This is a genomic window from Pseudomonas sp. RA_35y_Pfl2_P32 (genome assembly GCF_963970735.1).
Classification (GTDB): Bacteria; Pseudomonadota; Gammaproteobacteria; order Pseudomonadales; family Pseudomonadaceae; genus Aquipseudomonas.
Genome location: NZ_CAXAQF010000028.1, coordinates 33,959 through 60,214, shown reverse-complemented (window position 1 = coordinate 60,214; position 26,256 = coordinate 33,959). Strand labels below are relative to the sequence as shown.

Sequence of the window (26,256 nt, the reverse complement as noted above, 5' to 3'; positions counted from 1 at the left end):
TCGGTCTAGAAATCGCGCTTGTAAAAGATGTCCAGCGAGCTGGCGATGCCGCTGGCGGCTTCCAGGTAGACCTTTTTGCTCAACTTGTAGCGCAAGGCGATGGTGTTGACCGGTTCGAACACGCCGACGCCATAGCGCAGGCTGAGCTTCTCGGTAATGTCCCCGCTGGCGACCACGCTGGTGGCAGTGCCGCTGCCCTCGGTGTCGAGCTGGAAATCCTCGATGCCGAGGTTCTTCGCCAGGCTGCCAGTAAGGTCCGAACTGCCCATCAAGCCCAGGCCCAGCGCCGCTTGCGCGAGCACGTTGTTGTCTTCACCGTTGCTGCTCAGCGGCCGGCCGAGCACCAGGTAGGACAACGCTTGCTCCTGGCTCATCGCCGGCTCCGAGAAGATCTGCGTGGTCGGCTGCTCGGCGCTGCCGCTCAGGCGGATACCGGCAATGATGTTGTCGGTCTGACGAACCGCTTCGATATCCAGGTACGGCTGATCGATGGGCCCGGCGAACAGCAGCCGTGCACGACGCACCGTCAGGCGCTGGCCGTAGGCGCGATAACGCCCGTCGTTGAGCCACAGCTCACCTCGGGTGTCGAGGTTGTCGCCAATATGCACATGCCCCTTGAGGTTGGCGGTCAGGCCAAACCCGGCGAAGCTGAGCTTGTCCTCGCCGACGATCACTTCGACATCCATGGCCATGGCCAGCGGTGCCTTGCCCTCTTCGGTCTGGTGCCCAATGATCACCGTGTCATCGGAGACCTTGACCGTCGACGGCGGCAACTCGCGCACGGTGATCTCGCCCTTGGGCACCAGCACCTTGCCGGTGATCGCCAGTTTGTCTTCCTTGATCGAGATCTTCAGGTCCGGCGCCACTTCCAGGTCCGCGTAGGGCTCGACGCTCACCGGCAGTTGAGTGCCCCTCAGGCTGAGGTCGACCACCAGTGCCCGCCCCCAGTCCACCTGGCCCGTGAGGCTACCCTGCCCGCTCTTGCCACTTTTCCAGCCGCCGTTGAGTTGCACGCTTTCGCCGGCAATCTGCGCCTGCAAGTGCAAGGCCTCGAACCGCGTCGGCAGTTGTGGCCCGGAAATTTCACCGTCGTTCAAGGTCAGGTTGCCGTTGACCTGGGGCGCCAACAACCCACCGGACAAGGTGCCGCTGCCGTTCAGGCGGCCAGCCAGTTTCTCAACCATTGGCACGAACGGCCGTGCCACCGAAAGGTCCAGCCCACTGAGGCGGAACGACCCGCTCAGGGGTTTGTTTTTCGGCAGCGGGTTGATCTGCGCCTGAACCATCAGTTCACCCAGTTTGCCGCCGACGAAGTTCAGTTGGGTGTCGATGCGCTTGGGGTTGAGGGTGCTGGTGAGCTTCAGCGTCTGGTACGGGAAATCCAGCCACTGGTCTTTCTCCTTTATGCGCAAGGTGCCGCCGCTGGCATCCACCAGCACCTGGCCCTTTGGCCCGCTGGCCGGCAGATCCAGTTGCACGTCGGCATTGAGCGTGCCCTGCCAGGCGAAATCCTTGGGCAGCCATTGCGCCAGGCTGTCGATCGGAAACTGTTTGAGGTGATAGCGCAGTTTCGGCTCGGGCATCAGGCGCTGATCCTCGCCACACAAACTGGCGGGGCCGGACACCCAGCAGTGGGCGCCGAAGGTCAGCTTGCCATCGGCCAGGCGTTCGATTTTCGCCGCAGCCTGCAGCTTCCAGTCCTGGCCGCCAGCCTGGATGTCGCCGCTGGCCAGGCGTCCACGCCAGTTGCCTTGATCCAGATTGCCGTCCAGGCCCAGCGCCAGTTTCAGCATTGGCCCTTGCAGGTCCAGTTGCAGTTTCTGCTGCTTGAGGGTGCCCGTGCCAGTGGCGGTCAGGGTGCCCAACAGGTTGTCGCCAACCGCGATGCCACTGCCCTTGAGGTCGATCTGTGCCCGTTGGGCGCTGTCGAGGGTGGCGTCGAGGTTGAGGCTTTTCAGGCGATTGTCGTCCAGGGCCAACTGCGCGCCCTGCAGGGCGAGCTTGCCCTGGGGCGCCTGCAAGGTGCCCGCAACGTCGAGCCGGCCATTGAGCTGGCCGCGCAGCTGCGGCCATAGCTGACCCAGGCGCGGGGCCTTGATCTCGAGCTGGCCGCTGAGTGTTTGCTGCAGGCTGGCGCTGCCATCGATGCGGTTGTCGCCCAGGCGGATCTGCAAGGCGCTGAGGTTCCAGCGTTCGCCCGCGCCGTCGGCCTTGGCTTGCAGCACCGCAGGTTGGCCACGCAGTTTGCCCTTGAGGTCGAGGTCGGCACTCAGGCTCAGTTGCTCATGCTTCATTTCACCCTTGCTGCGCAACGGACCGGCCAGGGTGCCCGGCAGCTCCGCCAGCCAGTACGCCGGGTTGATCGCCGACAGCTCCAGCGCGGTGTCCCAGGCGATGCCGTCGGCAAACTGCAGGTTCACATGCCCTTCGGCCTTGCCCTGTCCGGCGACCAGTTGCAGTTGCGGCAGGAAGATTTTTGTCAGGTCGCCACTGAACGGACTGCTCAGGCTGAAGGCCCCGGCCGGACCGTCCAGCGCTGCCTTGAAATTGCCCAGGTAGTTACCGTCGCGGTACGCCACCTCACCGTTGAAGCTACGCAGCGCCACCTCGGGCTCATCGATCAAGGGGTACAAACGGTGCCAGGGGAAATCCAGCCAGTCGATCTTTGCCTCGGCCACCAGGCCTTCGGACCAATCGATTTGGCCGGTCAGCTTGAGGCTTTGCCGATCGTTGGCATTGAGGTCCAGCCCGGCGATCTGCGCGCCCTTGGCGTCGACCTTGCCTTGCAGGAGCAAAGCCACCGGCCCGTCCTCGGCCGGCAAGCTGGCCTTGCCAAGCAGTTGATAGCCGTTTTTCAGATCACCGCTAGCGGTGAGTTCAAGCTGGTTGAGTTGCAGGGTGTCCGGCAAGTCGGCGCTGGCTTTGAAACCATCGGCGGTGATGCGCACCTTGGCCGGCAGGTTGTCCGCCAGCGGTTGCAGCTCGCCGGTCAAGCGGCCTTGCAAGTAGCCGCTGCTGTCGGCTTGCAGGTTGAGGGTTTGCAGCAGGTCGCCATCGACCTTCAACGTCAGGGCCCAGGGCGTGTTACCGGGCACCGGCATACTCAGATTACCACTGGCACTCAGCGGCCAATTGCCGGTCGGTTGCAGCAGTCCGGACAGGTTCAGGCGCAGGTCATCGCGTTGCAGGTGCAATGAATCTATCTGCAACCCTTGGGCCGTCCAGTGTGCCGCCAGTTGCAGTGCCTTGAACTGCTCGCTGCCGTCCAGCAGCAGGCTGCCGATGTGCACCTCGCCCAGCTCGATGGCCACTGGCAACTTCAATTCCGGCAAGCTGATCGGCCCACTGCTTGGCTCGGTACTCGGCGCAAACTGCAGGACCACCTGCTCGGCTTTCAACTGTTCGATGCACAGGGTCATGCGCGTCAGGCACAGCGGTGACCAGGCCAACAACGGCTTGATCAACTCGACCCGGTCCTCGCCCTGCTGCCACAGCAGATGATCGGCACTCCACTGGCCCGCCAGGCGGCCCTGAAAATTTTCCAGGGTCAAACCCGGTACCTGACTCAGTGCCCAACGGCTGCCGGCTTGAGTTCCCAACAGGCTCACCACCGCCACCAACACCAGCACCACCAGTGACAGCACTGCCAGCAACGCTATTTTCAAACCACGCTTCACAGCTCAGGCCCCATGGAAAAGTGCAGACGAATGCCGCCGGGGTCATCCAGCGCATGGGCCAGGTCGAGACGGATCGGGCCGACGGGTGACACCCAGCGCACGCCCATGCCCACCCCGGTCTTGAGGTTCGGCAGTTCGAAGTCGTTGAACGAGTTGCCCTGGTCGACAAACGTCGCGACCCGCCATTTTTCGGCAACGGCGTATTGGTACTCCAGGCTGCCGGAGACCATGTAGCGTCCGCCCACGCGGTCGCCGTCGGAGTTCTCCGGCGACAGGCTCTGGTAGTCGTAGCCCCGCACGCTCTGGTCACCACCGGCAAAGAAGCGCAGCGAGGGCGGAATGGATTTGTAGCCATTGGTGGCCGAACCACCAATCTGCGCACGCGCCAGGAACCGATGGTTGTCCAGCACCGTGGTCAGGCCCTTGGCCAGGGCGGTGCCGTACAACAGGTTGTTGTCCGAGCCCAGTCCTTCCTTGGCCACCTTGCTGTCGAACTGCAGGCGATAACCGTTGTGCGGATCGATCCGGTTGTCACTGCGCAGGTAGGAGTAACTCACGCCAGGCATCAACAGGTTACTGATCCCCGAGTCATCACCCAGGCGATACTCCTCGTGCTGCCATTTCAACGAGATCACCCGCTGCCAGCCACTGGGTAGCTTGCTGTGCCATTCCGGGCCCAGGGTCAGCAGTTTGCTCAAGCTGTCGGTGTTGGCCAGTTCTTCATTTTGGTAGCCCCCGGCAAACCGGAACTTGTCGGTCAGCGGCGGATCCAGCGGCACGTCGTACCACAGGCCGACGTTCTGCCGTGGTGCCGAGAGCTCGGCCTCCCAGCCATAGCTGTGGCCTTCGGGATTGACCCAGTGCCGCGTCCAGTTGGCCTTCGCTCGCGGCCCCACGTCCGTGGAATAACCCAGGCCCAGGCCCATGGTTCGGGGTTTGCGGGTGTCGAGGGTGACGGCCACGGGAATCACATCATGGGCGGCGGTAGTCGGCGCGGCGTCCACCCGCACAGACTCGAAATAGCCTGACGACTGCAGGGCCTGGTTGAGTTCGGCGATCAACTCGGAATCATAAGGGGCGCCACTTTTGAACGGCACCATGCGTTGCAGCAGGTCCTCGTCGAAGGGGGCATCGCCGGTGAAGCTGACCTTGCCCAAGGCGTAACGCGGGCCGCTGTCATAGACCAGCTCGATGTCGGCGACACCGGCCCGAGGGTCCACGGCGAGTTTCTGACTGGTAAAGCGGCCGCTGAAAAAACCGAACCGCGAGGCCTGGTTCTGGATCAGCCGCTTGGCGTCTTCGTAGTGGCCATGGTTGAGCACGGCACCGGGCTTGAGCACATCGCTCTGGGGCACACGAAAGGATTTGAGGGTGGCGGCCGGCCCCAGGATCTGAATGGTCACGTTGCGCAGGCGTACCGGCTCGCCGGGGTCGATGTTCAACACCAGTCGAGGCGACTTGCCGTCTTTGACTTCACTTTCGATCTGCGGCTGGTAGTAACCCAGGGCCTGGGCGGCCTTGCGCGCCTGCTCCTCAGCCCCGCGACTGAAGCGCAACAGGGCTTCTTCATCGCGGTCGCCGAGATCGCCGATATAGCCTTCGATGTTGGCCTTCAGCGCATCATTGGACGGTTTGATCCTGACGTCCAATTCACTTTGCGCCAGGGCGGCTGCACTGCTGATCAGCACGAGCACGCCACTGGTAAATCTTCCTGGAAACTTCATAGGCGCGGATGCTATCACGAGCGTGGGAGCGTGATAGAGCGAACATTCTGAACAAAAGTTCGACCTCAAGCTGTTGCGCTATGCAACACCTGGGGATTGGCGTGGAAAAACACGTGCTCAAGCACAGGTCCTACAGCCACCTCTCCAATTTCCTCATACCCCTGACGCTTATAGAACTCCAGATAACGCGGATTCCCCGTGTCCAGCACCACACCCTGGGAATGTTCGTCCACCGCGCACCAATTGTGCACGGCCAGCAGCAGTTGTTCGCCGAAATGCTGGCCCTGGAATTGCGGATGAATCCCCAGCAACGGCAGCACATGCACCGAGTCCGAGGGCACGCAGGCTGCGACAGCCGCGTGATACTCCAGATAACGCCGGGTGCAGCGAAAACCGGTGCTGAGCACCATGCGCAGGCGCCACGCCCAGCTTTCGGTAATGCCCAGGCGCCGTTGCGGCGGGGCGATGAGTGCAATGCCGATCAGGCGGTCATTGACCAGCAGGCCGATGGCCGGCAATTCCTGGAAAAAATGCTGCTTGACCAGTTCGCGCACCGTCGCCCGTACCCGTTGCTCATAACCGGGCCGTTCGGCCTCAAAGAGGAACTTGAAGGTGGGTTCGTGGCGGTAGGCCTGGTACAGCAACGAGCGCGCTTCGCGCGAATAGCCGCTGTCGAGCCGATGGATGTCCGCGATGGCGGTCGATGTTTCAGGCATGACGGTGTATCTCCCCTTGGCGCGGCGCAAATGACCTCGCTCCTGTAAGTACGAGCCCGGCACTGCAGTGATCGTTCCCACGCCCACAGACACTAGCAGCGCATAGGCACTACCGCCACGCTGGCTCCGATCCTACATGTCAGCTAGCATCGCAGTTTTGCCAGGACTGCCGACCATGAAGATCGTCTCGTTCAACATCAATGGCCTGCGCGCCCGCCCCCATCAATTGGCGGCACTGATCGAGAAGCACCAGCCGGACGTCATCGGCCTGCAGGAAACCAAAGTCCACGACGACCAGTTCCCACTCGCCGAAGTCCAGGCGCTGGGCTACCACGTGTATTACCACGGGCAGAAAGGCCACTATGGCGTCGCCCTGCTCTCGCGCCAGGAACCACTGGCGATCAACAAGGGTTTTGCCAGCGATGAAGAAGACGCCCAGCGCCGCTTCATCTGGGGCACCTTCGCCGATACCAACGGAACGCCAGTGACCATCATGAACGGCTATTTCCCACAAGGTGAAAGCCGCGACCACCCCACCAAGTTCCCGGCCAAGGCGCGGTTCTACAGCGACTTGCAGAGCCTGCTGGAAACCCAGTTCAGCAACGACCAACCGCTGGTGGTGATGGGTGACGTGAACATATCCCCGGAAGACTGCGACATCGGCATCGGCCCGGACAACATGAAACGCTGGCTGAAGACCGGCAAGTGCAGCTTCCTGCCGGAAGAGCGCGAGTGGATGGCCCGCCTGAAAAACTGGGGCCTGGTCGACAGCTTCCGTCACCTCAACCCCGACGTCGCCGACCGCTTCAGTTGGTTCGACTACCGCAGCCGCGGCTTTGAAGACGAACCCAAGCGTGGCCTGCGCATCGACCTGATCATGGCGTCCCAAGGCTTGCTGCCACGGATCAAGGCCGCAGGCGTGGACTACGACCTGCGCGGCATGGAAAAACCTTCGGATCACGCGCCGATCTGGCTGGAGCTGAGCGAGTCCACCCCTGTCACATCTGCGTAACCTGAATGTCTTAATGTCCCGGCACCTCCCTTGCCCGCCAAAGGTGCCGGCTCCATGTTGCGTGCCCTGTTAACGCTGCTGTTCTGCAGCCTGCTGTCCCCGTCCACCTTCGCCACCGCGCTGCCGATACCCGGCAACGGTGTGGTGTTGCGTATCCAGGGCTCCAACACCATCGGGGCGGCGCTGGGACCGGCACTGGCCAAGGGTTTGATGGAAGAACAAGGCTTGCTCAAGGTTCACCGCGAGCCCTCGGGCAACGCCAACGAACAGCGGCTAGTGGGCCAGACGGCCCAGGGGCAACGGGTCGTCATCGACATCGCCGCCCACGGTTCCAGCACCGGTTTCCTCGCCCTGCACAGCGCCAACGCCGATCTGGCGGCATCTTCGCGCCCGATCAAGGACAACGAACGGGTGGCACTGGCGGCCCTTGGCGACCTGAAAAGCCCCGCGGCCGAACAGGTGGTCGCCATCGACGGCCTGGCCATTATCCTGCACCCGCACAACCCGTTGAACCAGTTGAACACTGAGCAACTGGCGCGGATTTTCAGTGGCGAGATCCCCACCTGGGAAGCACTCGGCGGCGTCGGCGGCCCGATACAGCTCTACGCGCGCGATGATCAGTCGGGCACCTACGACACCTTCAAGGACCTGGTACTCAGTGGCCGTGGCAAAGCCCTGGCCGGCTCGGCAAGGCGTTTCGAATCCAGTGAACAGCTGTCCGACGCCGTCAGCCAGGACCCTCAGGGCATCGGTTTCATCGCCCTGCCCTACGTGCGCCAGGCCAAGGCCGTGGCGATCGTCGACGGTGCCTCGCAACCCATGCTGCCACTCACCAGCCTGATCGCCACCGAGGACTATCCGTTGTCACGGCGGCTGTACTTCTATCTGCCACCGACCACGCACAATCCCTGGGCCGCGGCACTGGTGCGCTTTGCCCAAAGTCGCCAGGGCCAGGCGCTGGTGGCCGCCAACGGATTTGTCGCGCAGACCGTGCAGGCCATGGATGTCACGGCCAGCCGGCAGATGCCCGAGGGTTATCAGGCGCTTGCTGCCAAGGCGCAACGGCTGACGGTCAACTTTCGTTTCGAGGAAGGCAGTGCCAGCCTGGACAACAAGGCGCGCCAGGACCTGTCCCGGGTACTCGACTACCTCAAGCTGCACGCCAAGCTGGACCGGCAGGTAACCCTGGTGGGTTTCGGTGACGCCAAGGCCGATCCGCAGCGCGCCGCCCTGCTCTCGAAACTGCGGGCCATGGCGGTGCGCCGTGAACTGGTGAAGGGCGGCGTGGTACTGCGCGACATCCGCGGTTTTGGTGCGCAAATGCCGGTGGCCGCCAACCGTGACGATGAAGGCCGGATCAAGAATCGCCGGGTCGAGGTCTGGGTCAACTGACGTCCTGGCCGGTTCACCGCCGCTACTCGGGTTTGCGGATCAGGTAGGTGTCCATGATCCAGCCATTGGCCTGTCGCGCCGCTTTTCTGACTCGCTCGATCTCGTCGGCGACGTCCTTGAGTTTCCCGGCAATGAGGATTTCATCTGCGGTGCCCAAGTAGGCCCCCCAGTAAATCTGCTGCTCCTGATCGGCCACCTGATGGTAGGCATCTTCCGCGTCCAGCATCACCACCAGGCTGTCGGCCTCACTCACGTGCCCCGCGGCCAGGCGCCGCCCGGTGGTGATCTCGATGGAGCGGCCGATGCGATTCAACGGCACCTTGTGCCGCGCGGCCAGGGCCTGGACGCTGCTGATGCCGGGGATCACCTCATAGTCGAAGGAGCAGCGACCCGCGGCGAGAATCGCCTGCAGGATCCGCAGGGTGCTGTCGTACAAGCCCGGATCGCCCCACACCAGAAACGCCGCGCATTCGTCGTCGGCCATTTGCTCGTTGATCAGCTGTTCGAAGGTCCGCTGTTTGTCGCGATTGAGCGCCTGCACACTGCGGGTGTAATCGAGATCGTCAAGCTTGCGTTGTGGGCTGTGGGCCTCGACAAAGCGGTACCCCGGCTGGCTGATATAGCGGGCACAGATTTCCCGCCGCAGGTCGATCAGGCTGTCCTTGCTCGGGCCCTTGTCCATCAGGAAAAACACATCGACCCGGTTCAATGCCTTGACCGCCTGCATCGTGAGGTAGTCAGGGTCGCCGGCACCCATGCCTATCACCAGGATCTGCTTCATGCCAGGGGTTCCTCGACGGGGGCGCCACTGTCCATCAGGCGTAGGCGCCAGCGGCCGTTGAAGCGCAGTTCAGTGGCGGACAAGGGTTCGACATCGATCATCTGGAAGGCAGCGGGCGGGCACTGCAGCACATGGATCAGCGCCGCGCGAATCACCCACGGGTGGGTAACGGCCAGGTAATGCCCGGGGCGACTGCCGAGGCTGTCGAGCCAGTGCCCGACCCGCTGGCACAGCTGCACCAGCGATTCGCCGCCATGGGGCGCCGAGTGCGGGTCGCCGAGCCAGGCCTGTAGCGCCAGCGGCTCGTGCTGTTGCAGGTGGTCGATGGACACGCCGCGCCAACGACCGAAATCACAGTCATCCAGCGCCGGCACATGTTGCAGGTCATTGCCGAACAACGCCGCGGTCTGCCGGACACGGGCCTCGCCACCGCCAAGTAACTGTGGGGCCCGCTTGAAGGCGCCGGCGCGACTGCCCCGGGCGGCCTGCCAGTCCATTTCCAGTGGTTCGTCCAGGGGCAATCGCGCCCGCTTCTGGGCGACGGTGCGAGCGTGGCAAATCAAGGTCAAACGGGTTACCGACACGCAGGTTCACTCGCAGGCAGGGACAGGAATAACTCGCCGAACGGCTAGCATAATGCTGCGCCACCTGGGGATGATCAACTAGTATGGCCCGCGGTCGACGGAGGTTGACCCAGCGCACTTGCAACGCGTGGAACCCGACAGTGATCGTCAAGCCTGGCACCCGCGGCCAGGTCGTTCTGAAACAGGAGTACATCCATGCTGGTCTTACGCCCAGTCGAGCCATCCGACCTGCCCCAGTTACAGCAACTGGCGCGCGACAGCCTGGTAGGGGTCACGTCCCTGCCCGACGACAGCCACTGCCTGCTGCAGAAAATCCTCGACTCCCAGCGCTCCTTTGCCAGCCCTGTGCAGAGCAATGGCCCGGAGAGCTACTGCTTCGTCCTGCAGGACCTCGATCACCCGCGTTTGCTCGGCTGCGCGGAAATCGTCGCCACCGCCGGCCACCAGCAACCGTTCTACAGCCTGCGCCACCGCCCCTACATCAGCGCCTCCCGGGAACTGAAGGTCCATCATGGCGTACCGGCGCTGTCGTTGTGCCAGGACCTCAGCCCCCACACCTTGCTGCGCGGCTTGCACATCGACCCCGACCTGCAGCACACGGCGTTCTGCGAACTGCTCTCGCGGGCCCGGCTGATGTTCATTGCCGCGCATCCGCAGCGCTTTGCCGAGGCGGTGATTACCGAGATCGTCGGTTACAGCGACGCGGTGGGCGAGTCACCCTTCTGGAATGCCCTGGGCAAACACTTCTTAAACCTGTCCTATGTCGAGGCCGAGCGCCTCTGTGGGTTGCAGGACCGCAGTTTTCTCGCCGAACTGATGCCCCATTACCCGATCTATGTACCGATGCTCACCCCAGACGCCCAGGCGTGCATTGGCCGGGCCCATCCCGCGGGCCAGGAGGCCTTCGACATCCTCGAGCGCGAGGGTTTCGAAACCAACAGCTACGTGGACCTGTTCGACGCGGGCCCGACACTGTTTGCACGCACCCCAAGCATCCGCTCCATTGCCCACAGCCGCACGGCGATCGCCCGCCGGGGCACGCCGGAGGTGGGCCAGACTGCCTACCTGATCTGCAATGACGCCCTGGACGGCTTTCGCGCGATGCTGGTCGAGCTGGATTGGAGTGCCGACGAACCGGTCACCCTCGACGCCGCCACGCTGGCGGCCTTGCATCTGACTGACGGCAGCCCGCTGCGGTTGGTCGCCCTATGAAGCTGACCTCCGCAGACCAGGGAGCCGGGCGATGATCGTGCGCCCGGTGCACAGCAGCGACCTGCCAGCCGTGCTGGCCCTGGCACATTGCGCGGGCCCGGGGTTCACCAGCCTGCCGGCCAATGAAGAGCGCCTGGCCCACCGGATCCGCTGGGCCCAACGCACCTTTGCCAGCCAGGTTGAACGGGCAGACGCCGATTACCTGTTTGTGCTCGAGGACGACGACCAGCAAGTGATCGGGGTCAGCGCGCTGGGCGGCGCCGTGGGCCTGCGCGAGCCCTGGTACAACTACCGCGTCGGGCTGACGGCCAATCGCTCGACCCGCCTGGGCATCGAACAACAGTTGCCGACCCTGTTTCTCAATAATGAAATGACCGGCCAATCGGAAGTCTGCTCGTTGTTCCTGCACCCGCTGCATCGCCAGGGCCACAACGGTCGCCTCCTGTCATTGGCACGCCTGTTGTTTGTCGCCGAGTACCCGCAGTTGTTCGGCGAAAAACTGATAGCCGAGTTGCGCGGCAGCGCCGACGCGCAGGGCGGCTCGCCGTTCTGGGACAGCCTGGGTCGACACTTTTCCAAAGGGATTTCAGGCATGCCGATCATCTGTCGGCGCTGGGCAACAAAGCGTACATCGCCGAATTGATCCCGCGTCAGCCGCTGTACACCTGCCTGCTCACCGAACAGGCCCGGGACGTCATCGGCAAGGCCCATGAAAACGCCGAGCCGGCCCGCAGAATCCTGGATGCCGAAGGGTTCGTCCATCAGGGTTATGTCGACCTCTTTGATGCGGGCCCCGTGATCGAAGCCCCGATCGGCGCTATCCGGGCGGTGCGCGATAGCCAGCCCCTGACCCTGGCGCTCGGACCACCCGATGACCAGGCGCCGGTCTGGTTGATCCACAACCGCCGCCTGGAAAACTGCCGCATCACCGTCGCCCGCGCGCGGCGCGAGGGCTGCAACCTGCTGGTGGATCGGCCGACCGCCCGCCGCCTGCAATTGCAACCGGGCAGCCAGGTGCGCGCGGTAGCCCTATACGCCGAACAGCAACAGCCCACCGCGGCATGAACCGGGTCGCGAGCCCACAGTGACACTCACCCAAAAGGAGCCAATATGGGATTTTCAACGCAAGAAAAACAAACACTGTTAAGCGTCAAGGGGGTTGGCCCGACGGTGGTCCAGCGCCTTGAACAACTGGGGTTCACTACCTTGCTGCAACTGAGCCAGGCCAATGCCCGCGAGATCGTGGTTCAGGCGTCGGCCGTGGTCGGCTCCACCTGCTGGAAGAACAGCCCGCAGGCCCGTGCCGCGATTGAAGCAGCGATCGACAAGGCACGACAAGCCAGTGAAGCAAGCCAGGCCTGAAGGCTGGCAGACTGACAACAAAAAGCCCGCGTCTGACGGGCTTTTTGTCTATGGGGTCAAATCCTTTTGTCTGATCAATCTGCACCTGCGAATGTCAGAATTTCGTGAAAAGTAACGCCATCGCTGAAAAAAAAGACAGACGGCCCTGCCCCTTTGACAACGGCTCGCGCAAGCGCCGAAGCGTATGGAGCGGGCCGTGGAAAAATCCGACTCGCCCTGGACGTTTCGAGCCCCATCCTGCAAGTGTCAGGACAAGAGGACTACAGGCGCACTTCGCCCTTGAGGATGTCAAACAGGGCCTGGGCGGCCGCCGACAGTTCGTGGCCGGGCTTGGTCAGGATGCCGATGGCGCGCTCGACCACCGGTTCCCCCAACGTAATGCAGTGGGCCCCCAGTTCGCGCATTTGCTCGGCACACAAGGCGGGCACGGCGCTGACCCCCAGACCGCTGGCGACCATGCGCCCGACCGTCGCCAGTTGGTGGCTTTCAAAGGCCACCGGGAGGCGGGTCTGGCGCGCCTGCAGGTGTTCTTCAAGCATCACCCGCACCGTGGACGGGCGCTGCAAGGTAATGAAGGGTTGCTCCAGCAGGGTGTTCCAGTCGATTTCGCTGAGGCCGGCCAGTGGCGAATCACTGGGCACCACCGCGACAAAGCGGTCGACGTAAAGCGCAGTGAACTGCAGTGAAGAACTCTGCATCGGCTCGAACGCCACGCCCAACTCCACCTGGCGGTCGCGCACCATCTCCAGCACCTGCTCGTTGATCACGTCGTTCACGGTCACATTGACTTTCGGGTAACGCGCGCGGAAGGTCTTGAGGATCGGCGGCAGCAGGTTGCCGGCGAACGAAGGCATCGCCGCCAGGGTCACCCGCCCGCGCTGCAGGGTGAAGCGCTGGCGCATTTCATCCTCGGCGTTGTCCCAATCGGCAATCAGGCGCCGGGCCAAGGGCAGCAGGGACTCGCCTTCGGGGGTCAGCGCGACGTTGCGCGTGGTGCGGCTGAACAGCCGTCCACCCAGGCTTTCTTCCAGGGCCTTGATGGTCAGGCTCAAGGCCGACTGCGACAGGTGCAGCCGCTCGCAGGCCACGGCAAAGCTCAAACTCTGGGCCACGGCCAGAAACGCGCGGATCTGCTTGACGGTCATCTGGGTTCCTTAATATGAAGCACGCCACGGATTAACGAGTTTTATCTATTAATCCACCTTAAAAATCAACTTATCAAATGAATCGGATGGCGCAACACTCAACCCCATACGGCTAGCCAGCCGCCCACAAAGAATAAAAGAGGTGCATATGGCAGGTTTCGACAAGCGCGTGAGTTCCTACGAAGAGGCCCTCGCCGGCCTTGAAGACGGCATGACCGTGATCGCTGGCGGCTTCGGCTTGTGCGGCATTCCGGAAAACCTGATTGCCGAAATCAAACGCAAGGGCACGCGCGACCTGACCGTGGTTTCCAACAACTGCGGCGTCGACGGTTTTGGCCTCGGCGTGCTGCTCGAAGACCGGCAGATCAGCAAGGTCGTGGCGTCCTACGTCGGTGAAAACGCCCTGTTCGAAAAGCAACTGCTGAGCGGCGAAATCGAAGTGGTGCTGACCCCTCAAGGCACCCTGGCGGAAAAAATGCGCGCCGGCGGTGCGGGCATTCCAGCGTTCTTCACCGCCACCGGGGTCGGCACGCCTGTGGCCGAAGGCAAGGAAGTACGCGAGTTCCACGGCCGCCCGTACCTGATGGAAGAGTCCATCACCGGTGACTTCGCCATCGTCAAAGGCTGGAAAGCCGACCACTTCGGCAACGTGATCTATCGCCACACCGCCCAGAACTTCAACCCGCTGGCCGCCACCGCCGGCAAGATCACCGTGGTCGAAGTCGAAGAGATCGTCGAGCCCGGCGAGCTGGACCCTGCGCACATCCATACCCCTGGCATCTACGTTGACCGGGTGATCTGCGGCACGTTCGAAAAACGCATCGAACAGCGCACCGTGCGCACGTGATCCACGCCCCCAGCCCGACGAACAACGGAGAATAAAAAATGGCTCTTACCCGCGAACAAATGGCTCAGCGCGTCGCCCGCGAAATGCAGGACGGCTACTACGTGAACCTGGGCATCGGCATTCCGACCCTGGTCGCCAACTACATTCCCGAAGGCATGGAAGTCATGCTGCAGTCGGAAAACGGCCTGCTCGGCATGGGCGCCTTCCCGACCGATGACCAGGTCGACGCCGACATGATCAACGCCGGCAAGCAAACGGTAACCGCGCGCATTGGCGCATCGATTTTCTCTTCCGCCGAATCCTTCGCGATGATCCGCGGCGGCCACATCGACCTGACCGTGCTCGGCGCGTTCGAAGTCGACGTACAAGGCAACATCGCCTCCTGGATGATCCCGGGCAAACTGGTCAAGGGCATGGGCGGCGCCATGGACCTGGTGGCCGGTGCCGACAACATCATCGTCACCATGACCCACGCCTCCAAGGACGGTGAGTCCAAGCTGCTGAGCCATTGCAGCCTGCCATTGACTGGCGCCAACTGCATCAAGCGGGTCCTGACCGACCTGGCCTACCTGGAAATCGAAAACGGCGCCTTCATCCTCAAGGAGCGCGCACCGGGTGTCAGCGTCGAGGAAATCGTCAGCAAGACCGCCGGTAAACTGATCGTTCCGGAGCACGTTCCAGAAATGCAGTTCGCCTGAACCCCATCCCCTTGAGGAGAAATTCGATGCAAGAAGTCGTGATTGTCGCCGCCACCCGGACTGCCATCGGCAGCTTCCAGGGTTCGCTGGCCAACATCCCGGCACCGGAACTCGGTGCCGCGGTGATTCGCCAGTTGCTGGCACAGACCGGTCTGGCCGCCGACCAGGTCGATGAAGTGATCCTGGGTCAGGTTCTGACCGCAGGCTCGGGCCAGAACCCGGCGCGCCAGGCCTCGATTCTCGCCGGCCTGCCTCACACGGTGCCGGCGCTGACCCTGAACAAGGTCTGCGGTTCGGGCCTCAAGGCCCTGCACCTGGGTGCCCAGGCCATCCGCTGCGGCGACGCCGACGTGATCATCGCCGGTGGCATGGAAAACATGAGCCTGGCGCCGTACGTATTGCCGGCCGCCCGCACCGGCCTGCGCATGGGTCACGCGAAGATGGTCGACAGCATGATCAGCGACGGCCTGTGGGATGCGTTCAACGATTACCACATGGGCATCACCGCCGAGAACCTGGTGGACAAGTACAACCTGAGCCGTGAGGAACAGGACGCCTTCGCCGCCGCGTCCCAGCTCAAGGCCACGGCCGCCATCGAAGCCGGGCGTTTTGCCGATGAGATCACCCCGATCCTGATTCCTCAGCGCAAAGGCGATCCAGTGTCCTTTGCGGTCGACGAACAACCGCGCGCCGAAACCACCGCCGCCTCCCTGGCCAAGCTCAAGCCGGCGTTCAAGAAGGATGGCAGCGTCACCGCCGGCAACGCCTCTTCGCTCAACGACGGCGCCGCCGCCGTGCTGCTGATGAGTGCGGAAAAAGCCAAGCAACTGGGCCTGCCCGTACTGGCGAAGATCGCCGCCTACGCCAATGCCGGTGTCGACCCGGCGATCATGGGCATCGGCCCGGTATCGGCCACCCGCCGCTGCCTGGACAAGGCCGGCTGGAACCTGGCGCAACTGGACCTGATCGAAGCCAACGAAGCATTCGCCGCGCAGTCCCTGGCGGTTGGCAAAGAGCTGCAGTGGGATGCGAGCAAGGTCAACGTCAACGGTGGCGCCATCGCCCTCGGCCACCCGATCGGCGCCTCGGGCTGCCGCGTGCTGGTGTCATTGCTGCACGAGATGATCAAGCGCGACGCCAAGAAAGGCCTGGCCACCCTGTGCATCGGTGGCGGCCAAGGCGTGGCATTGGCCATCGAACGAGACTGATTCACCCCGCACCTGAGGGAGCAGGCCGGCACATTCAACCTTGATGGCGCCTGACACACCGCCATCGCGAGCAAGCTCGCTCCCACCAAGGCCCGGCGGGTGATCGCACTGTGGGAGCGGGCGCCCGCTTGCGGCTTGCCTGCGATGAGGCCGGCCCATTCAACATCGAGGGCGCCTGATACATTGCCATCGCGAGCAGGCTCGCGCCTACACGCTGGCCGTGGCGAATTCTTCCTGCAGCATCGTGACGAACGCTTCCCGGGCCGGGTGGTGCCGGGAGTGTTCGTGCCAATAGAACAGGTTGTCGATGGCCGTCAGTTCCGGGAACTCGTAGCTGGCCCAACCAGCACCCGGGCCGTACTGTTCGAATATCCCCCGAGGCACCAGCGCCACACCGCCCCCCGCACTGACGCAGCCAACAATGCTGCCGTAACTGGCAATGCTGATGATCGGCAAGGCTTCCCCCTGCCCTTGCAACCAGCGCTCCAGCGCTGCCCGGTACGGACACCCCGAAGGCCACATGAAAATCGACTTGCCGCGCAGGTCGGCGGCCTCGCGCAAAGGCCCCAAGGAAGGCGAAGCGATCAGCACCAGGTCTTCGCGGTACATGAGCTTGCGCTTGAGCAGCGGTCGCTCGACGTCGACCGCCACAATCACCCCGTCGAGCTTGTGCAGGAGCGTGTCCTCGAGCAACTGTGCCCAGGGCCCGGTTGTCAGCTCCAGGGCAACCGCCGGATATCGCCCATGAAACCGGGCCAACAGCCTGGGCAGGCGGCCGCTGGCCGATGACTCGATCGCGCCAATGCGCAGCGGCCCGGACGGCGGCGCCCCGGGGTCTACGGCACGCTTGGCTTCCTCCGACAGCGCCAGGATCTGCGCAGCGTAGGTCAGGAAGATTTCGCCGGCCGGGCTGATCTGCAAACCCCGCCCCGCCCGGTAAAACAGCTCGACGCCCAGTTCGCTTTCCAGCGACTTGAGGCGCGCGGTGATGTTCGAGGGCACGCAATGCAGCGCCTGCGCGGCACGGGCAATGCTGCCGGTCTGGACAACCGTCTTGAACATGCGAATCTGCGCCAGCTCCATACATCACCCAAAGTGAACAATCAGCTCATGTTAAGTCAGTTGTAGTGAATAGGTAAGGCTCCAATACTCAACGGGCAGAAGCCGTCACCTCGTCACGGTCTTCGTTGCGCACCTGACCTGGCAGGCGTACCTCATGCCCACTCGCTCAACCCTGAACATCCTCCTTGCCATGCTGTTTGTGATCCTCTGCTGGGGTTACTCGCCGACGGGTATCCGCATCGCTTTGAGCGCCTATGACCCGGGGCACCTGGCGCTGCTGCGGTTTCTCGTGGCCTCGTTGTTGATGGCGGTGATCGCAGTCTGCAAGGGCATCGCGTTACCCCGTCTGCGCGACGTGCCCCTTCTGTTCTTGCTGGGTTTGTTTGCGGTGAGTCTGCACCACATTGCGCTCAACTTCGGCCAACGCGGGGTCAGTGCCGGCGCCGCCAGTGTGCTGGCGCAGTCGACACCGCTGTTCAGCGCGCTGCTGGCACATTTCATCTTCAACGACCGTGTCAGCGCCTGGCGTTGGGGGTGTGTGGTGTTGGGAATGTGTGGGGCCGGCATCGTGGTCGTCGGTGATCGCGGCCTGGGCCGTATCGACCCCCACGGCTTGTTGATCCTGCTGGCGGCGCTGTCCTGGAGCCTGTACTTCGCCCTGTACAAACGCCATTGCCAGCGTTACAGCGGCCTGACCATGGTCTGCTACACGGTGTGGTCCGGCACCCTGCTGTTGCTGGTGTTCCTGGCGGGCCTGGGCACTGCGGTGGCCAGGGCCCCGCTGCAGGTTCACGTGGCGGTGGCGATTCTCGGGGTGTTCCCCAGTGCCCTGGCCTATCTGGCCTGGGCCTTTGTATTGCGCCAGGTCGAGGCCAGCCGCGCTGCGATGGCGCTGTACCTTACGCCTCCCGCCGCCATGCTGATTGCCGCCTTGCTGGGAGAACGGCCGGGGATGATGGTGATGATGGGAGCGCTGGTGGTGCTGATCAGCGTGCTGGCGATGAACCTGGAGCAACGGTGGGGGGTGGCCTGGTCAAATCGCTGACCGACCTGGGGCCAGCCCCCCTGCGGTTTCAGTCATCCAGCGGCTTCGGTGGTTTCGCCGGCTTGGCAGGTTTGTCGGCCTTGCTGCCCTTGGCCGCAGGCGTTGCGGCGACCGGAGGTGCCGGTGGCGTCGCTTCTTTCTCGGCGGCAGGCAACTGGTCGACGGTCTCGAACAGCGTCTTGGCGTCTATCGGGCCCAGGTGTTCAAGCTTTTTCTCGCCGTCCTTGCCCACCAGGATGACTTTGGTCTCACCGCTGACCCCCAGTTTCAGTTCGCGAATCAGCGCCATGGTGGTTTGTGCATCCAGGTCCTTGCCATCGCGCTGGCCCATCAGTCTGACCACGGTGTAGAGCACCATGCTGCGGTCCTGGAAGGCTTTTTTGGTGGCTGGGTCGTCGAGGGATTTTTTCAGGTTGACCAGCGTCGGGTCGATGCTACTGGGAGCGATGACAATCAGCGGGCGGCTCTTGCCGCGTTCCTGGGCCAGTGGCGTGTCGTTGTCGGCGGCGAACAAAGGGCCCGCGACAGCCAGCAGAGTAGCGAGGGTCAGTGACCGAATGAGCATGCGCATCTCCTGTTGATTTCCACGCTTATGATTGCGCATCAAGGCGAAAGATCCAGTTTCGATGTCGGAAATTTCTATCGCCATGTTGCCAAGCTTAGGTCAGCAGGGTTAATCCGCCACTGACCGTCCTCACCGCATCCGCCCAATGAAACGGATGTTTTGTGCAAAGTACCAGGCAAGACCAACGGCCAGGCGCACCCCTACAGTGCGTACTACACTGATAGGGTTCCCAATAGGGGGACGTAGCCAAATCCGCGTCCGTCAGCAGCGTGCCTGCCCATTACCACGTTCATGACGCTGGAACCAATGGCCACTTCGTAAGCGTCCTGTGGGGCCCTGCCCCACAGCGACAACTCTGCAGGACGACGACTTCGCGTCCAACACGCCCGGGCATGGTCTATGCCCGGGCATTCGCGTGGCAGTTGGTTTGCCCACGGTCGTCCCGGTCATCCATCCGACCACCGCCTGACAGGCTGCAGTCGCTGCAGGATGTACCTGGTTCAGCGGCGGCCTTTTTCAGGAGGCGCGGTTATGGACGAAGGCAAACTGCAGGACTTCATGGGCAAGCTGGTCACCGACATGGGCGGTGCCGCGATGCTCGCCAATGTGATCGTCGGCGAAGAACTGGGCCTGTACCGGGCCATGGCGGACAGTCAGCCGGTGACTCCCGAGGTGCTGGCCAGCAAGACCGGCTGCAATGCCCGGCTGCTGCGTGAATGGCTCAGCGCCCATGCGGCCTCTGGCTACATGGAGCACGCCAACGGGCAGTTCCGCCTGCCGGAAGAACAGGCCATGGCGCTCGCTCACGAGGACTCGCCGGTGTATGTCGCCGGCGGTGCCGGGGTGATAGCCGCCCTGTACCACGACAAGGACAAGCTGCTGGCGGCCATGCGCGGCGATGGAGCGTTGGCCTGGGGCGATCACCACCCGTGCATGTTCAGTGGCACCGAACGCTTCTTCCGACCCGGCTACCGCGCCCACCTGGTGGATGAATGGCTGCCCGCCCTGGAAGGCGTGGTCGACAAGCTCAAAGCCGGCGCCAAGGTGGCGGATATCGGTTGCGGCCACGGGGCGTCCACCGTGGTCATGGCCAAGGCCTTCCCCGCCTCGACCTTCATCGGCTTCGACTACCACGCCCCCTCCATCACCACCGCCAACCAACGCGCCGAAGAAAGCGGCGTGGCCGACCGCGCGCAGTTCATCCAGGGCACGGCGAAAAACTACCCGGGCCACGACTATGACCTGGTCTGCTATTTCGACTGCCTGCACGACATGGGCGACCCGGTGGGCGCGGCCAAGCACGCCTATCGATCACTCAAGGCCGATGGCAGCGTGCTGTTGGTGGAGCCTTTTGCCAGCGATCAACTGGACCAGAACAACACCCCGGTAGGTCGCTTGTTCTACGCCGCCTCGACCTTCATTTGCACGCCCAATTCGCTGTCCCAGGAAGTGGGCCTGGGGCTGGGGGCGCAAGCAGGCGAGGCACGGTTGCGCGAGGTGTTCAGCGAGGCTGGGTTCCAGCACTTCCGCCGGGCGGCGCAAACCCCGTTCAACCTGATTCTGGAAGCGCGAAAATAACGGAGCAATGGCCAGGCACTGCGGCAACAGTGCCTGGCCAGGGCGCTGAATCAGAACGCCAGCTTGTAGCCGATGAACACCAGCATGGCCGCCAGGCAAGGACGCAGCACGCCGTCGGAGACTTTGCCGGTCAGGTGGCTGCCGATGTAGATCCCCGGCAGCGACCCCATCAACAGGAACCCCAGCAGGTGCCAGTCCATGTTGCCCATGCTCGCATGGCCAAGGCCGGCGACCAGGGTCAAGGGCACGGCGTGGGCGATTTCGGTGCCCACCAGGCGCTTGGTGACCAGGAACGGGTACAGCAGGAACAGCGCCACCGTGCCCAGGGCACCGGCGCCAATGGACGTCAGCGCCACCATCACCCCGAGCAATGCACCGGTGCCGATAGTCAGCAAATTGAGCTTGCGGTCGCTCAGGTGGTAGTGGTCGCCCGCGTGTTTATGGGCAAAGGCCAGCAACTGCTTCTTGAAGAAAATCGCCAGCGCGGTCAGCAGTAGCACAAACCCCAGGGCCTGCTTGATGATCGCGTTGGTCGCCTGGGCATCGTTGTTGAAGTAGGTGAGAAACAGCAGGGTCAGGGCCACGGCCGGGACACTGCCAGCGGTCAGCCAGCCGGTGATTTTCCAGTCGATGTTCTTGTTCTTCTGATGAACCAGCACGCCACCGGACTTGGTGATTGCCGCGTACAGCAGGTCAGTGCCGACGGCGGTGGCCGGGTTGATACCGAACCACAGCAGAATCGGAGTCATCAACGAGCCGCCACCAATACCGGTCATACCGACAATGAATCCGACAACCAAGCCTGCAACTACAAAACCCCAATTACCGAAATCCATTGCCATACCTTACCGAACCAGCGTGACGTGCAAAAACTGGCAGGCAGCATAGCGATTTTTCTTATAACCACTTATATCAATGTGATCTGACTTTATAACCACGGGTTCCGACCCTACGCCCATCCCGGTGGGAGCGAGCCTGCTCGCGAAGGCCTCGAGAACGCCGCATTCATCCTGAATGCGCGCGTCATCGTTGACGTTCTTCGCGAGCTCGCTCCTACAGGGGGCTCGTGTTCAGACGCCGGCCTGGCGTTCCAACTGCACCTGCAATTGCGGATCAAGGTTCAGCGCTGCGGCCAACTCATCGAGGTAGGCGCGCTCGGCGTCCTGCTGGTGATCGACCAGCAACACGCTGGCCAGGTACATTTCCGCGGCGATGGCCGGATCGGTGGCCGATTGGGCGACGTCGCGGGCGTCCAGCGGCTTGGCGACTTCGTCATCGAGCCACTGTTGCAGGTCGGGGTCATTGGTGTGCCGGCCGATCTCGGTGCTGATCATCTGCTTCTCTTTGTCGTCGATACGCCCGTCGGCCTTGGCGGCGGCGATCAGTGCCCGTAACACTGCATGGCTATGGGCTTCGATCTGCGGCCCGGCGAGCAACTGGTCAACGGTCTGTGGCGCCTGTTGCGGGGCCGAGGCCTGACTGCGTTGCCAGGCTTGATAGGCCTGGAAGGCCATCATCCCCAGGGACGCGAGCGCGGCGTAGTTGGTGCCGCTGGAGCGACCCTGGGTCGTTCCGCCGCCGGCCCCCGCCCCACCCAACAATCCCCCCAGCCCGCCCAGCAGGCCACCCAAGCCACCGAGGCCGCCCGCACCGGCGGCGGCGCCACCACCGCCTGCGCCCAACAGACCGCCGAGCAGCCCACCCAGATCACCCAGGCCGCCTTGCCCACCGGGGACACTACGGCCCTGTTGGCCCTGCGCGCCCTGGCCGGCGCGCAGCAATTGTTCAAGCAGATCGCTGGTATTCATGGCATTGCCCTCTTTTGTGGCAGGAGTTCAGTCAGGCAACTCTAGTCCCGGGACGCCATTGCGCCATGACCGTCTGGCTGACATTGAACACCCGTGATGAGCCACCTGCACATTCCCGGCAGCAGCAAACCTGGCAAACCCTAGAGCCACCAGCGCAGCAGGAAAAAGAACGCCATGCTCAGCAGCATGCTGATCAGGGTGCTGCGGGTGTAGAGCACCAGACCGATGGCGACCAGGGAGCTGAGCAGGTAGGGGTTATTCCACTGCAGGTTCAGTTGCTGCTCGGGCATGAACACGATCGGCCCGCAGATAGCGGTGAGCATGCCGGGCACGGCAAAGCCGAGGAACTGTCGCGCGTTGCTGCTCAGGCGCACCGGCAGACGGGGTTCGAGGAACAGGTAGCGGTTGAGAAACACCAGCAGGCCCATGCCGACTATGACTGCCCAGACCATCATGTGCGTGCTCCCTGGAACTTGTTGCAGACAAAACCGGCAGTCATCCCCAGCAACCCGGCGAGCACCAGCGCCGAGCCCACTTGCCAATAGGCGAACAGCACCGAACAGAACAGCGAGACGGCCACGCAGACCACGGTGGGCACATTGCGCACCACCGGGGTGATCAAGGCGATGAAGGTGGCAGCGATCGAGAAGTCCAGCCCCAGGTGTTCAAGCCCCGGGATGCTGCTGCCCAGCACGATGCCAGCCAGGGTGAACAGGTTCCAGGCGATGTAAAACGTCAGCCCCACCCCAAGCGCGTACCAGCGATTGAACTGCTGGCGGTCAAACTGGCTGGTCAGGGCGAACAACTCATCGGTCAGCAAAAAGCCCAGGCCGACCCGCCAGCGCGCCGGCAAGGGTGCCACCACTGGCCGCAAGCTCATGCCATACAGCAGGTGTTGCGACGTCAGCAGCAAGGTGGTCAGCAGAATCGAGAAAATCCCCGCACCGCCCTTGAGCATGCCGATCGCCACCAGTTGCGCGGCGCCGGCAAAGACGATGCTCGACAGACCCTGGCCTTGCAGGGGGGTGAGGTTGGCCTCGATGGCCATGGAACCGGCCAGCAGCCCCCACGGTGCCGTCGCCAGGGACAACGGCATCACGGCCGCGGCACCGCGCAGGAAAGCACTGCGCGGCAAAAGAGTGTCAGACATAGCGCTCTACAACAAAAAGAGGGGATTTGAATGTGCCAGCCGAACGCTGGGGTGTCTTGAACAATCTTGCGCAATTAGCCGCGCAGCACCCGGTGATGCCATTCGCGGGCAAGCCTTGCTCCTAGGGTCTCGGGGAGACAATGGACTGTGTGGGAGCAACGCTTGCTCGCGATGCAGGCGGTGAACCTTCTTGCCCGGCGCTCGGTCGATAAGTGCACGCTACTTTGCTTGATTTGCTGGAGAACGCCCTTGATCCCGACTCAACACCTGGCCACGCTCAAAGCCTGGGGCGCCCACGGCTTTACGGCCACCGGCGTGGTCACCGCGTTCCTTGCCACCCTCGCGCTGTTCGACAACCAGCCCAAAGCCTGCCTGCTGTGGCTGGGCCTGGCGTTGATTGTCGATGGGGTGGACGGTTCACTGGCGCGCAAGGTCAAGGTACAGACAGTGCTGCCGCAATTCGACGGCTCAGTGCTGGACCTGGTGATCGACTACCTGACCTATGTGTTCATTCCGGCGCTGTTCATCTATCGCTACATCGACCTGCCCGCCTACACCCCGCTGCTACTGACGTCGGTGATCCTGGTGTCGTCGCTGTACTGCTTTTGCAACGTCAACATGAAAAGCCAGGACAACTACTTCCAGGGCTTCCCCGCCGCCTGGAACGTGGTCGCGCTGTGTCTCTACATCATCGCCCCGCCTCCCTGGATCACCCTGTTCGGGATCATCGTCCTGGCGCTGCTCACCGTGACCCGGATGAAGTTCCTGCACCCGTTCCGGGTACGTCGCTTCATGCCGCTGAACATCACCGTCACCGCCATCTGGCTGCTGTGCAGCCTGGCGCTGGTGCTCGGCCACCCCGAACTCAGCACCTGGGTGATGGGGCTGTGGCTGGCGATGTCGGGGTACTTCCTGGGGATCTGCATCTGGCGCACGGCCGTGGACTGGGTCGACCGCCACCCTCATTGAGCGAGGGTGGCCGCCGGTCTACAGGGTCACGCCCAGCGCGTTCAACAGCACCGGGTCGCGACTGTAGATGTCCGGTGCGTACAACAGACGGCCATGGCTGTCGGCCTGCACCGTCCAGTACGTCAGCAGAATCGGCACCGGCGTCGACAGCCTGAACTCATGGGTCACGCCGGTGGCCAGCAACTCGTTGGTGCGCAAGCGCTCCGCCGGGCTGAGCAGCATGTCGCGCAACTGCAAGGCATGCTCGACCCGCACGCAGCCTGAACTGAATGCCCGTGGGCCCTTCTGGAACAGGGCCTGGCTCGGGGTGTCGTGCAGGTACACCGAGAACGGATTGGGGAAGCGCACCGCCATCTGCCCCAGGGGGTTTCGCGGGCCGGCGCTCTGGCGCAGGAGGATATTGCCCGGGTTGTCCCAGTCGATCTCGTCCACCGCCAGGGGGTTGCCGTTGCGGTCCAGCACCTGCAGGTCCTGGCGGCGGAGGAACGACTGGTCACGGCGGATCTGCGGCAACTTGTCCTCGCGCATGATGGTCGGTGGCACCGTCCAGGTGGGGTTCAGGGTCAGCCGCGTGACCCGGGACTTCAACAACGGGGTTTGCCGTTCGGCGCGGCCGACCTGGGTGCGCGTCTGCCACACCGGCACCCCGCCCTGGAACAGGGTCAACTGGGCCGCGGCAATGTTCACCAGCAGGCTGTCGGGCTCCATGTCCTGGGCCAGCCAGCGAAAACGTTCGAGGTTGATCCGCAGTTGCTCACGGCGCAGTGCCGGACTAATGTTGAGCTCCGCCAGGGTGCCGGCGCCGATGACCCCATCGGCCTGCAGCGAATGGTCGAGCTGGAAGTTTTTCACCGCACTGGCCAACTGCGCGCTGTAGTCGGTGCCGACAGGGGCCGGCACGCTGGGCAGGTAGCCCTCGCTGACCAGGCGCTGGGCCAAGCCGGGCACTCTTGGGTCCTGCATGCCCGGGCGCAACAAGGGGCCGGTGGGCAATTGCGGCCAGCGCGGCAGCGGCTGTAGACGCTGGGCGGCGTACACCTGGCGTAGGCTGCGGTACTGCTCAAGTACCGGGCGGGCAGCCTCGAAGGCGGCACCCAGGTCATGCAGGCCCGGCCCGGCAATCGCCAGCAACTGGGCCGTGCGGTCATCCGCTGGCGGCTGCGCATGCCACAGCGGTTCGAAGCGGCTTTGCTGCAGGCGCCCGTAATGCAGCTCACGCAGGGCCTGCAGGTAACGCAGGCTGATGCCGATGTCGGTGCACAACGGGCCACCGATCACGTCCGCCGGCGGCAGGCTGTAGCGATTGGGGTCCAGGCCATCATCGACCAGCAACTGGAACTGTGCCAGCAAGGCCGAGACCCGGGCCTCGTCGGTCCACACGGGAAGATAGTCCTGCTGTTGGTAGAAGGCCTGCAGCAATGCCTGCGCCGCGGTGTCCGGGCGCAGCTTCAGGCCCGGACAATCCACCGGCACCTGGGTCACGGCCAATTGCATCGGCCCGGGGTGGTCTGCCAACTCGTTCTGGGCAGTCGCGACCAATGGCACAACGAGCAGGCAAAGGCTCAAGTAAGATGCGTGCTTTTTGAACAACTGCTTTACTCCAATCCATGGCCGTCACGATTTGACGGTCGACCTTTGCAGCAGGTGCGGCAAGCAATCAGGCGAGCCCAACATGGGCCTGCCAGGGTCACGACAGGAAGTCGGGAGCCAACAATAGCATT

23 protein-coding genes and 1 pseudogene are annotated in these 26,256 nt (G+C 63.4%); 11 read left to right on the top strand and 13 right to left on the bottom strand.

The window, feature by feature from the left end:
- Positions 1–5 precede the first annotated feature (5 nt).
- From AACY45_RS24135 to AACY45_RS24125, 3 genes are all read right to left on the bottom strand, one after another.
- Positions 6–3,677: a translocation/assembly module TamB domain-containing protein gene (locus AACY45_RS24135; protein ID WP_339547784.1), complete on the bottom strand. Its 3,672-nt coding sequence runs from the start codon at positions 3,675–3,677 to the stop codon at positions 6–8.
- Positions 3,674–5,401: an autotransporter assembly complex protein TamA gene (locus AACY45_RS24130; protein ID WP_339547783.1), complete on the bottom strand. Its 1,728-nt coding sequence runs from the start codon at positions 5,399–5,401 to the stop codon at positions 3,674–3,676. The genes AACY45_RS24135 and AACY45_RS24130 overlap by 4 nt, the downstream gene beginning before the upstream one ends.
- A 65-nt stretch (positions 5,402–5,466) precedes the next feature.
- Positions 5,467–6,117 (bottom strand): GNAT family N-acetyltransferase, encoded by a 651-nt coding sequence (locus AACY45_RS24125; protein ID WP_339547782.1) that lies wholly within the window; start codon positions 6,115–6,117, stop codon positions 5,467–5,469.
- Positions 6,118–6,292: 175 nt separating this feature from the next.
- Between AACY45_RS24125 and xthA the strand changes: the two genes are divergently transcribed.
- Together xthA and AACY45_RS24115 are read left to right on the top strand one after the other, a co-directional pair.
- Positions 6,293–7,129, top strand: a complete 837-nt coding sequence (gene xthA / locus AACY45_RS24120; protein WP_339547781.1) for an exodeoxyribonuclease III — start codon at positions 6,293–6,295, stop codon at positions 7,127–7,129.
- A 54-nt stretch (positions 7,130–7,183) separates the two neighbouring features.
- Positions 7,184–8,521, top strand: coding sequence for a phosphate ABC transporter substrate-binding/OmpA family protein (locus AACY45_RS24115; protein WP_339547779.1), 1,338 nt, complete (start codon positions 7,184–7,186; stop codon positions 8,519–8,521).
- 22 nt (positions 8,522–8,543) lie between these two features.
- Here AACY45_RS24115 and cobF read toward each other — a convergent pair whose 3' ends face one another.
- Positions 8,544–9,302, bottom strand: coding sequence for a precorrin-6A synthase (deacetylating) (cobF, locus tag AACY45_RS24110; protein ID WP_339547777.1), 759 nt, complete (start codon positions 9,300–9,302; stop codon positions 8,544–8,546).
- Positions 9,299–9,886, bottom strand: coding sequence for a histidine phosphatase family protein (locus AACY45_RS24105; RefSeq protein ID WP_339547775.1), 588 nt, complete (start codon positions 9,884–9,886; stop codon positions 9,299–9,301). The genes cobF and AACY45_RS24105 overlap by 4 nt, the downstream gene beginning before the upstream one ends.
- Positions 9,887–10,081: 195 nt before the next feature.
- On the opposite strand from AACY45_RS24105, the gene AACY45_RS24100 reads away from it, so the two are divergent.
- The 3 genes and pseudogenes from AACY45_RS24100 (at position 10,082) to AACY45_RS24090 (ending at position 12,460) form a co-directional block, all read left to right on the top strand.
- A complete protein-coding gene (locus AACY45_RS24100) occupies positions 10,082–11,098 on the top strand; it encodes an arginine N-succinyltransferase (RefSeq protein WP_339547773.1) in 1,017 nt (338 codons plus the stop codon).
- A gap of 31 nt (positions 11,099–11,129) precedes the next feature.
- Positions 11,130–12,163, top strand: a pseudogene (gene astA / locus AACY45_RS24095) (arginine N-succinyltransferase).
- A gap of 45 nt (positions 12,164–12,208) precedes the next feature.
- Entirely contained in the window at positions 12,209–12,460 is a 252-nt protein-coding gene (locus tag AACY45_RS24090) for a helix-hairpin-helix domain-containing protein (RefSeq protein ID WP_339547771.1), read from the top strand.
- Positions 12,461–12,720: 260 nt separating this feature from the next.
- On the opposite strand, the gene AACY45_RS24085 is transcribed toward AACY45_RS24090, so the two are convergent.
- Positions 12,721–13,605, bottom strand: coding sequence for a LysR family transcriptional regulator (locus AACY45_RS24085; protein WP_166591917.1), 885 nt, complete (start codon positions 13,603–13,605; stop codon positions 12,721–12,723).
- Positions 13,606–13,753: 148 nt separating this feature from the next.
- Between AACY45_RS24085 and AACY45_RS24080 the strand changes: the two genes are divergently transcribed.
- From AACY45_RS24080 to AACY45_RS24070, 3 genes are read left to right on the top strand one after another with little or no spacing between them, the layout of a single operon-like run.
- Positions 13,754–14,452: a CoA transferase subunit A gene (locus AACY45_RS24080; protein ID WP_339547769.1), complete on the top strand. Its 699-nt coding sequence runs from the start codon at positions 13,754–13,756 to the stop codon at positions 14,450–14,452.
- Positions 14,453–14,490: 38 nt separating this feature from the next.
- Entirely contained in the window at positions 14,491–15,150 is a 660-nt protein-coding gene (locus AACY45_RS24075) for a CoA transferase subunit B (protein ID WP_095169307.1), read from the top strand.
- A 26-nt stretch (positions 15,151–15,176) separates the two neighbouring features.
- Positions 15,177–16,358, top strand: a complete 1,182-nt coding sequence (locus tag AACY45_RS24070; protein WP_339547765.1) for an acetyl-CoA C-acetyltransferase — start codon at positions 15,177–15,179, stop codon at positions 16,356–16,358.
- 207 nt (positions 16,359–16,565) lie between these two features.
- Here AACY45_RS24070 and AACY45_RS24065 read toward each other — a convergent pair whose 3' ends face one another.
- A complete protein-coding gene (locus tag AACY45_RS24065; RefSeq protein ID WP_339547764.1) occupies positions 16,566–17,441 on the bottom strand; it encodes a LysR family transcriptional regulator in 876 nt (291 codons plus the stop codon).
- Positions 17,442–17,574: 133 nt separating this feature from the next.
- Between AACY45_RS24065 and AACY45_RS24060 the strand changes: the two genes are divergently transcribed.
- Positions 17,575–18,465: a DMT family transporter gene (locus tag AACY45_RS24060; protein WP_339547763.1), complete on the top strand. Its 891-nt coding sequence runs from the start codon at positions 17,575–17,577 to the stop codon at positions 18,463–18,465.
- 28 nt (positions 18,466–18,493) lie between these two features.
- Here the strand turns inward: AACY45_RS24060 and AACY45_RS24055 are convergent, their stop codons facing one another.
- Positions 18,494–19,030 (bottom strand): DUF4174 domain-containing protein, encoded by a 537-nt coding sequence (locus AACY45_RS24055; protein ID WP_339547762.1) that lies wholly within the window; start codon positions 19,028–19,030, stop codon positions 18,494–18,496.
- Between the two features lie 531 nt (positions 19,031–19,561).
- On the opposite strand from AACY45_RS24055, the gene AACY45_RS24050 reads away from it, so the two are divergent.
- Positions 19,562–20,608 carry a class I SAM-dependent methyltransferase gene (locus AACY45_RS24050; protein WP_339547761.1) on the top strand — a complete coding sequence of 349 codons (1,047 nt, stop codon included), beginning with the start codon at positions 19,562–19,564 and terminating at the stop codon, positions 20,606–20,608.
- A 50-nt stretch (positions 20,609–20,658) separates the two neighbouring features.
- Here AACY45_RS24050 and AACY45_RS24045 read toward each other — a convergent pair whose 3' ends face one another.
- From AACY45_RS24045 to AACY45_RS24030, 4 genes are all read right to left on the bottom strand, one after another.
- Positions 20,659–21,444, bottom strand: coding sequence for a sulfite exporter TauE/SafE family protein (locus AACY45_RS24045; RefSeq protein ID WP_339547760.1), 786 nt, complete (start codon positions 21,442–21,444; stop codon positions 20,659–20,661).
- 234 nt (positions 21,445–21,678) lie between these two features.
- On the bottom strand, positions 21,679–22,416 hold the full coding sequence (locus AACY45_RS24040) for a tellurite resistance TerB family protein (RefSeq protein WP_339547759.1): 738 nt from the start codon (positions 22,414–22,416) through the stop codon (positions 21,679–21,681).
- A gap of 140 nt (positions 22,417–22,556) precedes the next feature.
- Complete coding sequence (locus tag AACY45_RS24035; RefSeq protein WP_339547794.1) at positions 22,557–22,868, bottom strand: AzlD domain-containing protein; 312 nt, start codon at positions 22,866–22,868, stop codon at positions 22,557–22,559.
- A complete protein-coding gene (locus tag AACY45_RS24030; protein ID WP_339547758.1) occupies positions 22,868–23,566 on the bottom strand; it encodes an AzlC family ABC transporter permease in 699 nt (232 codons plus the stop codon). The genes AACY45_RS24035 and AACY45_RS24030 overlap by 1 nt, the downstream gene beginning before the upstream one ends.
- 249 nt (positions 23,567–23,815) lie before the next feature.
- On the opposite strand from AACY45_RS24030, the gene pcsA reads away from it, so the two are divergent.
- Positions 23,816–24,535 carry a phosphatidylcholine synthase gene (gene pcsA / locus AACY45_RS24025; protein WP_339547757.1) on the top strand — a complete coding sequence of 240 codons (720 nt, stop codon included), beginning with the start codon at positions 23,816–23,818 and terminating at the stop codon, positions 24,533–24,535.
- 18 nt (positions 24,536–24,553) lie between these two features.
- On the opposite strand, the gene AACY45_RS24020 is transcribed toward pcsA, so the two are convergent.
- Entirely contained in the window at positions 24,554–26,125 is a 1,572-nt protein-coding gene (locus AACY45_RS24020; protein ID WP_339547756.1) for a L,D-transpeptidase family protein, read from the bottom strand.
- Between the last annotated feature and the right edge of the window lie 131 nt (positions 26,126–26,256).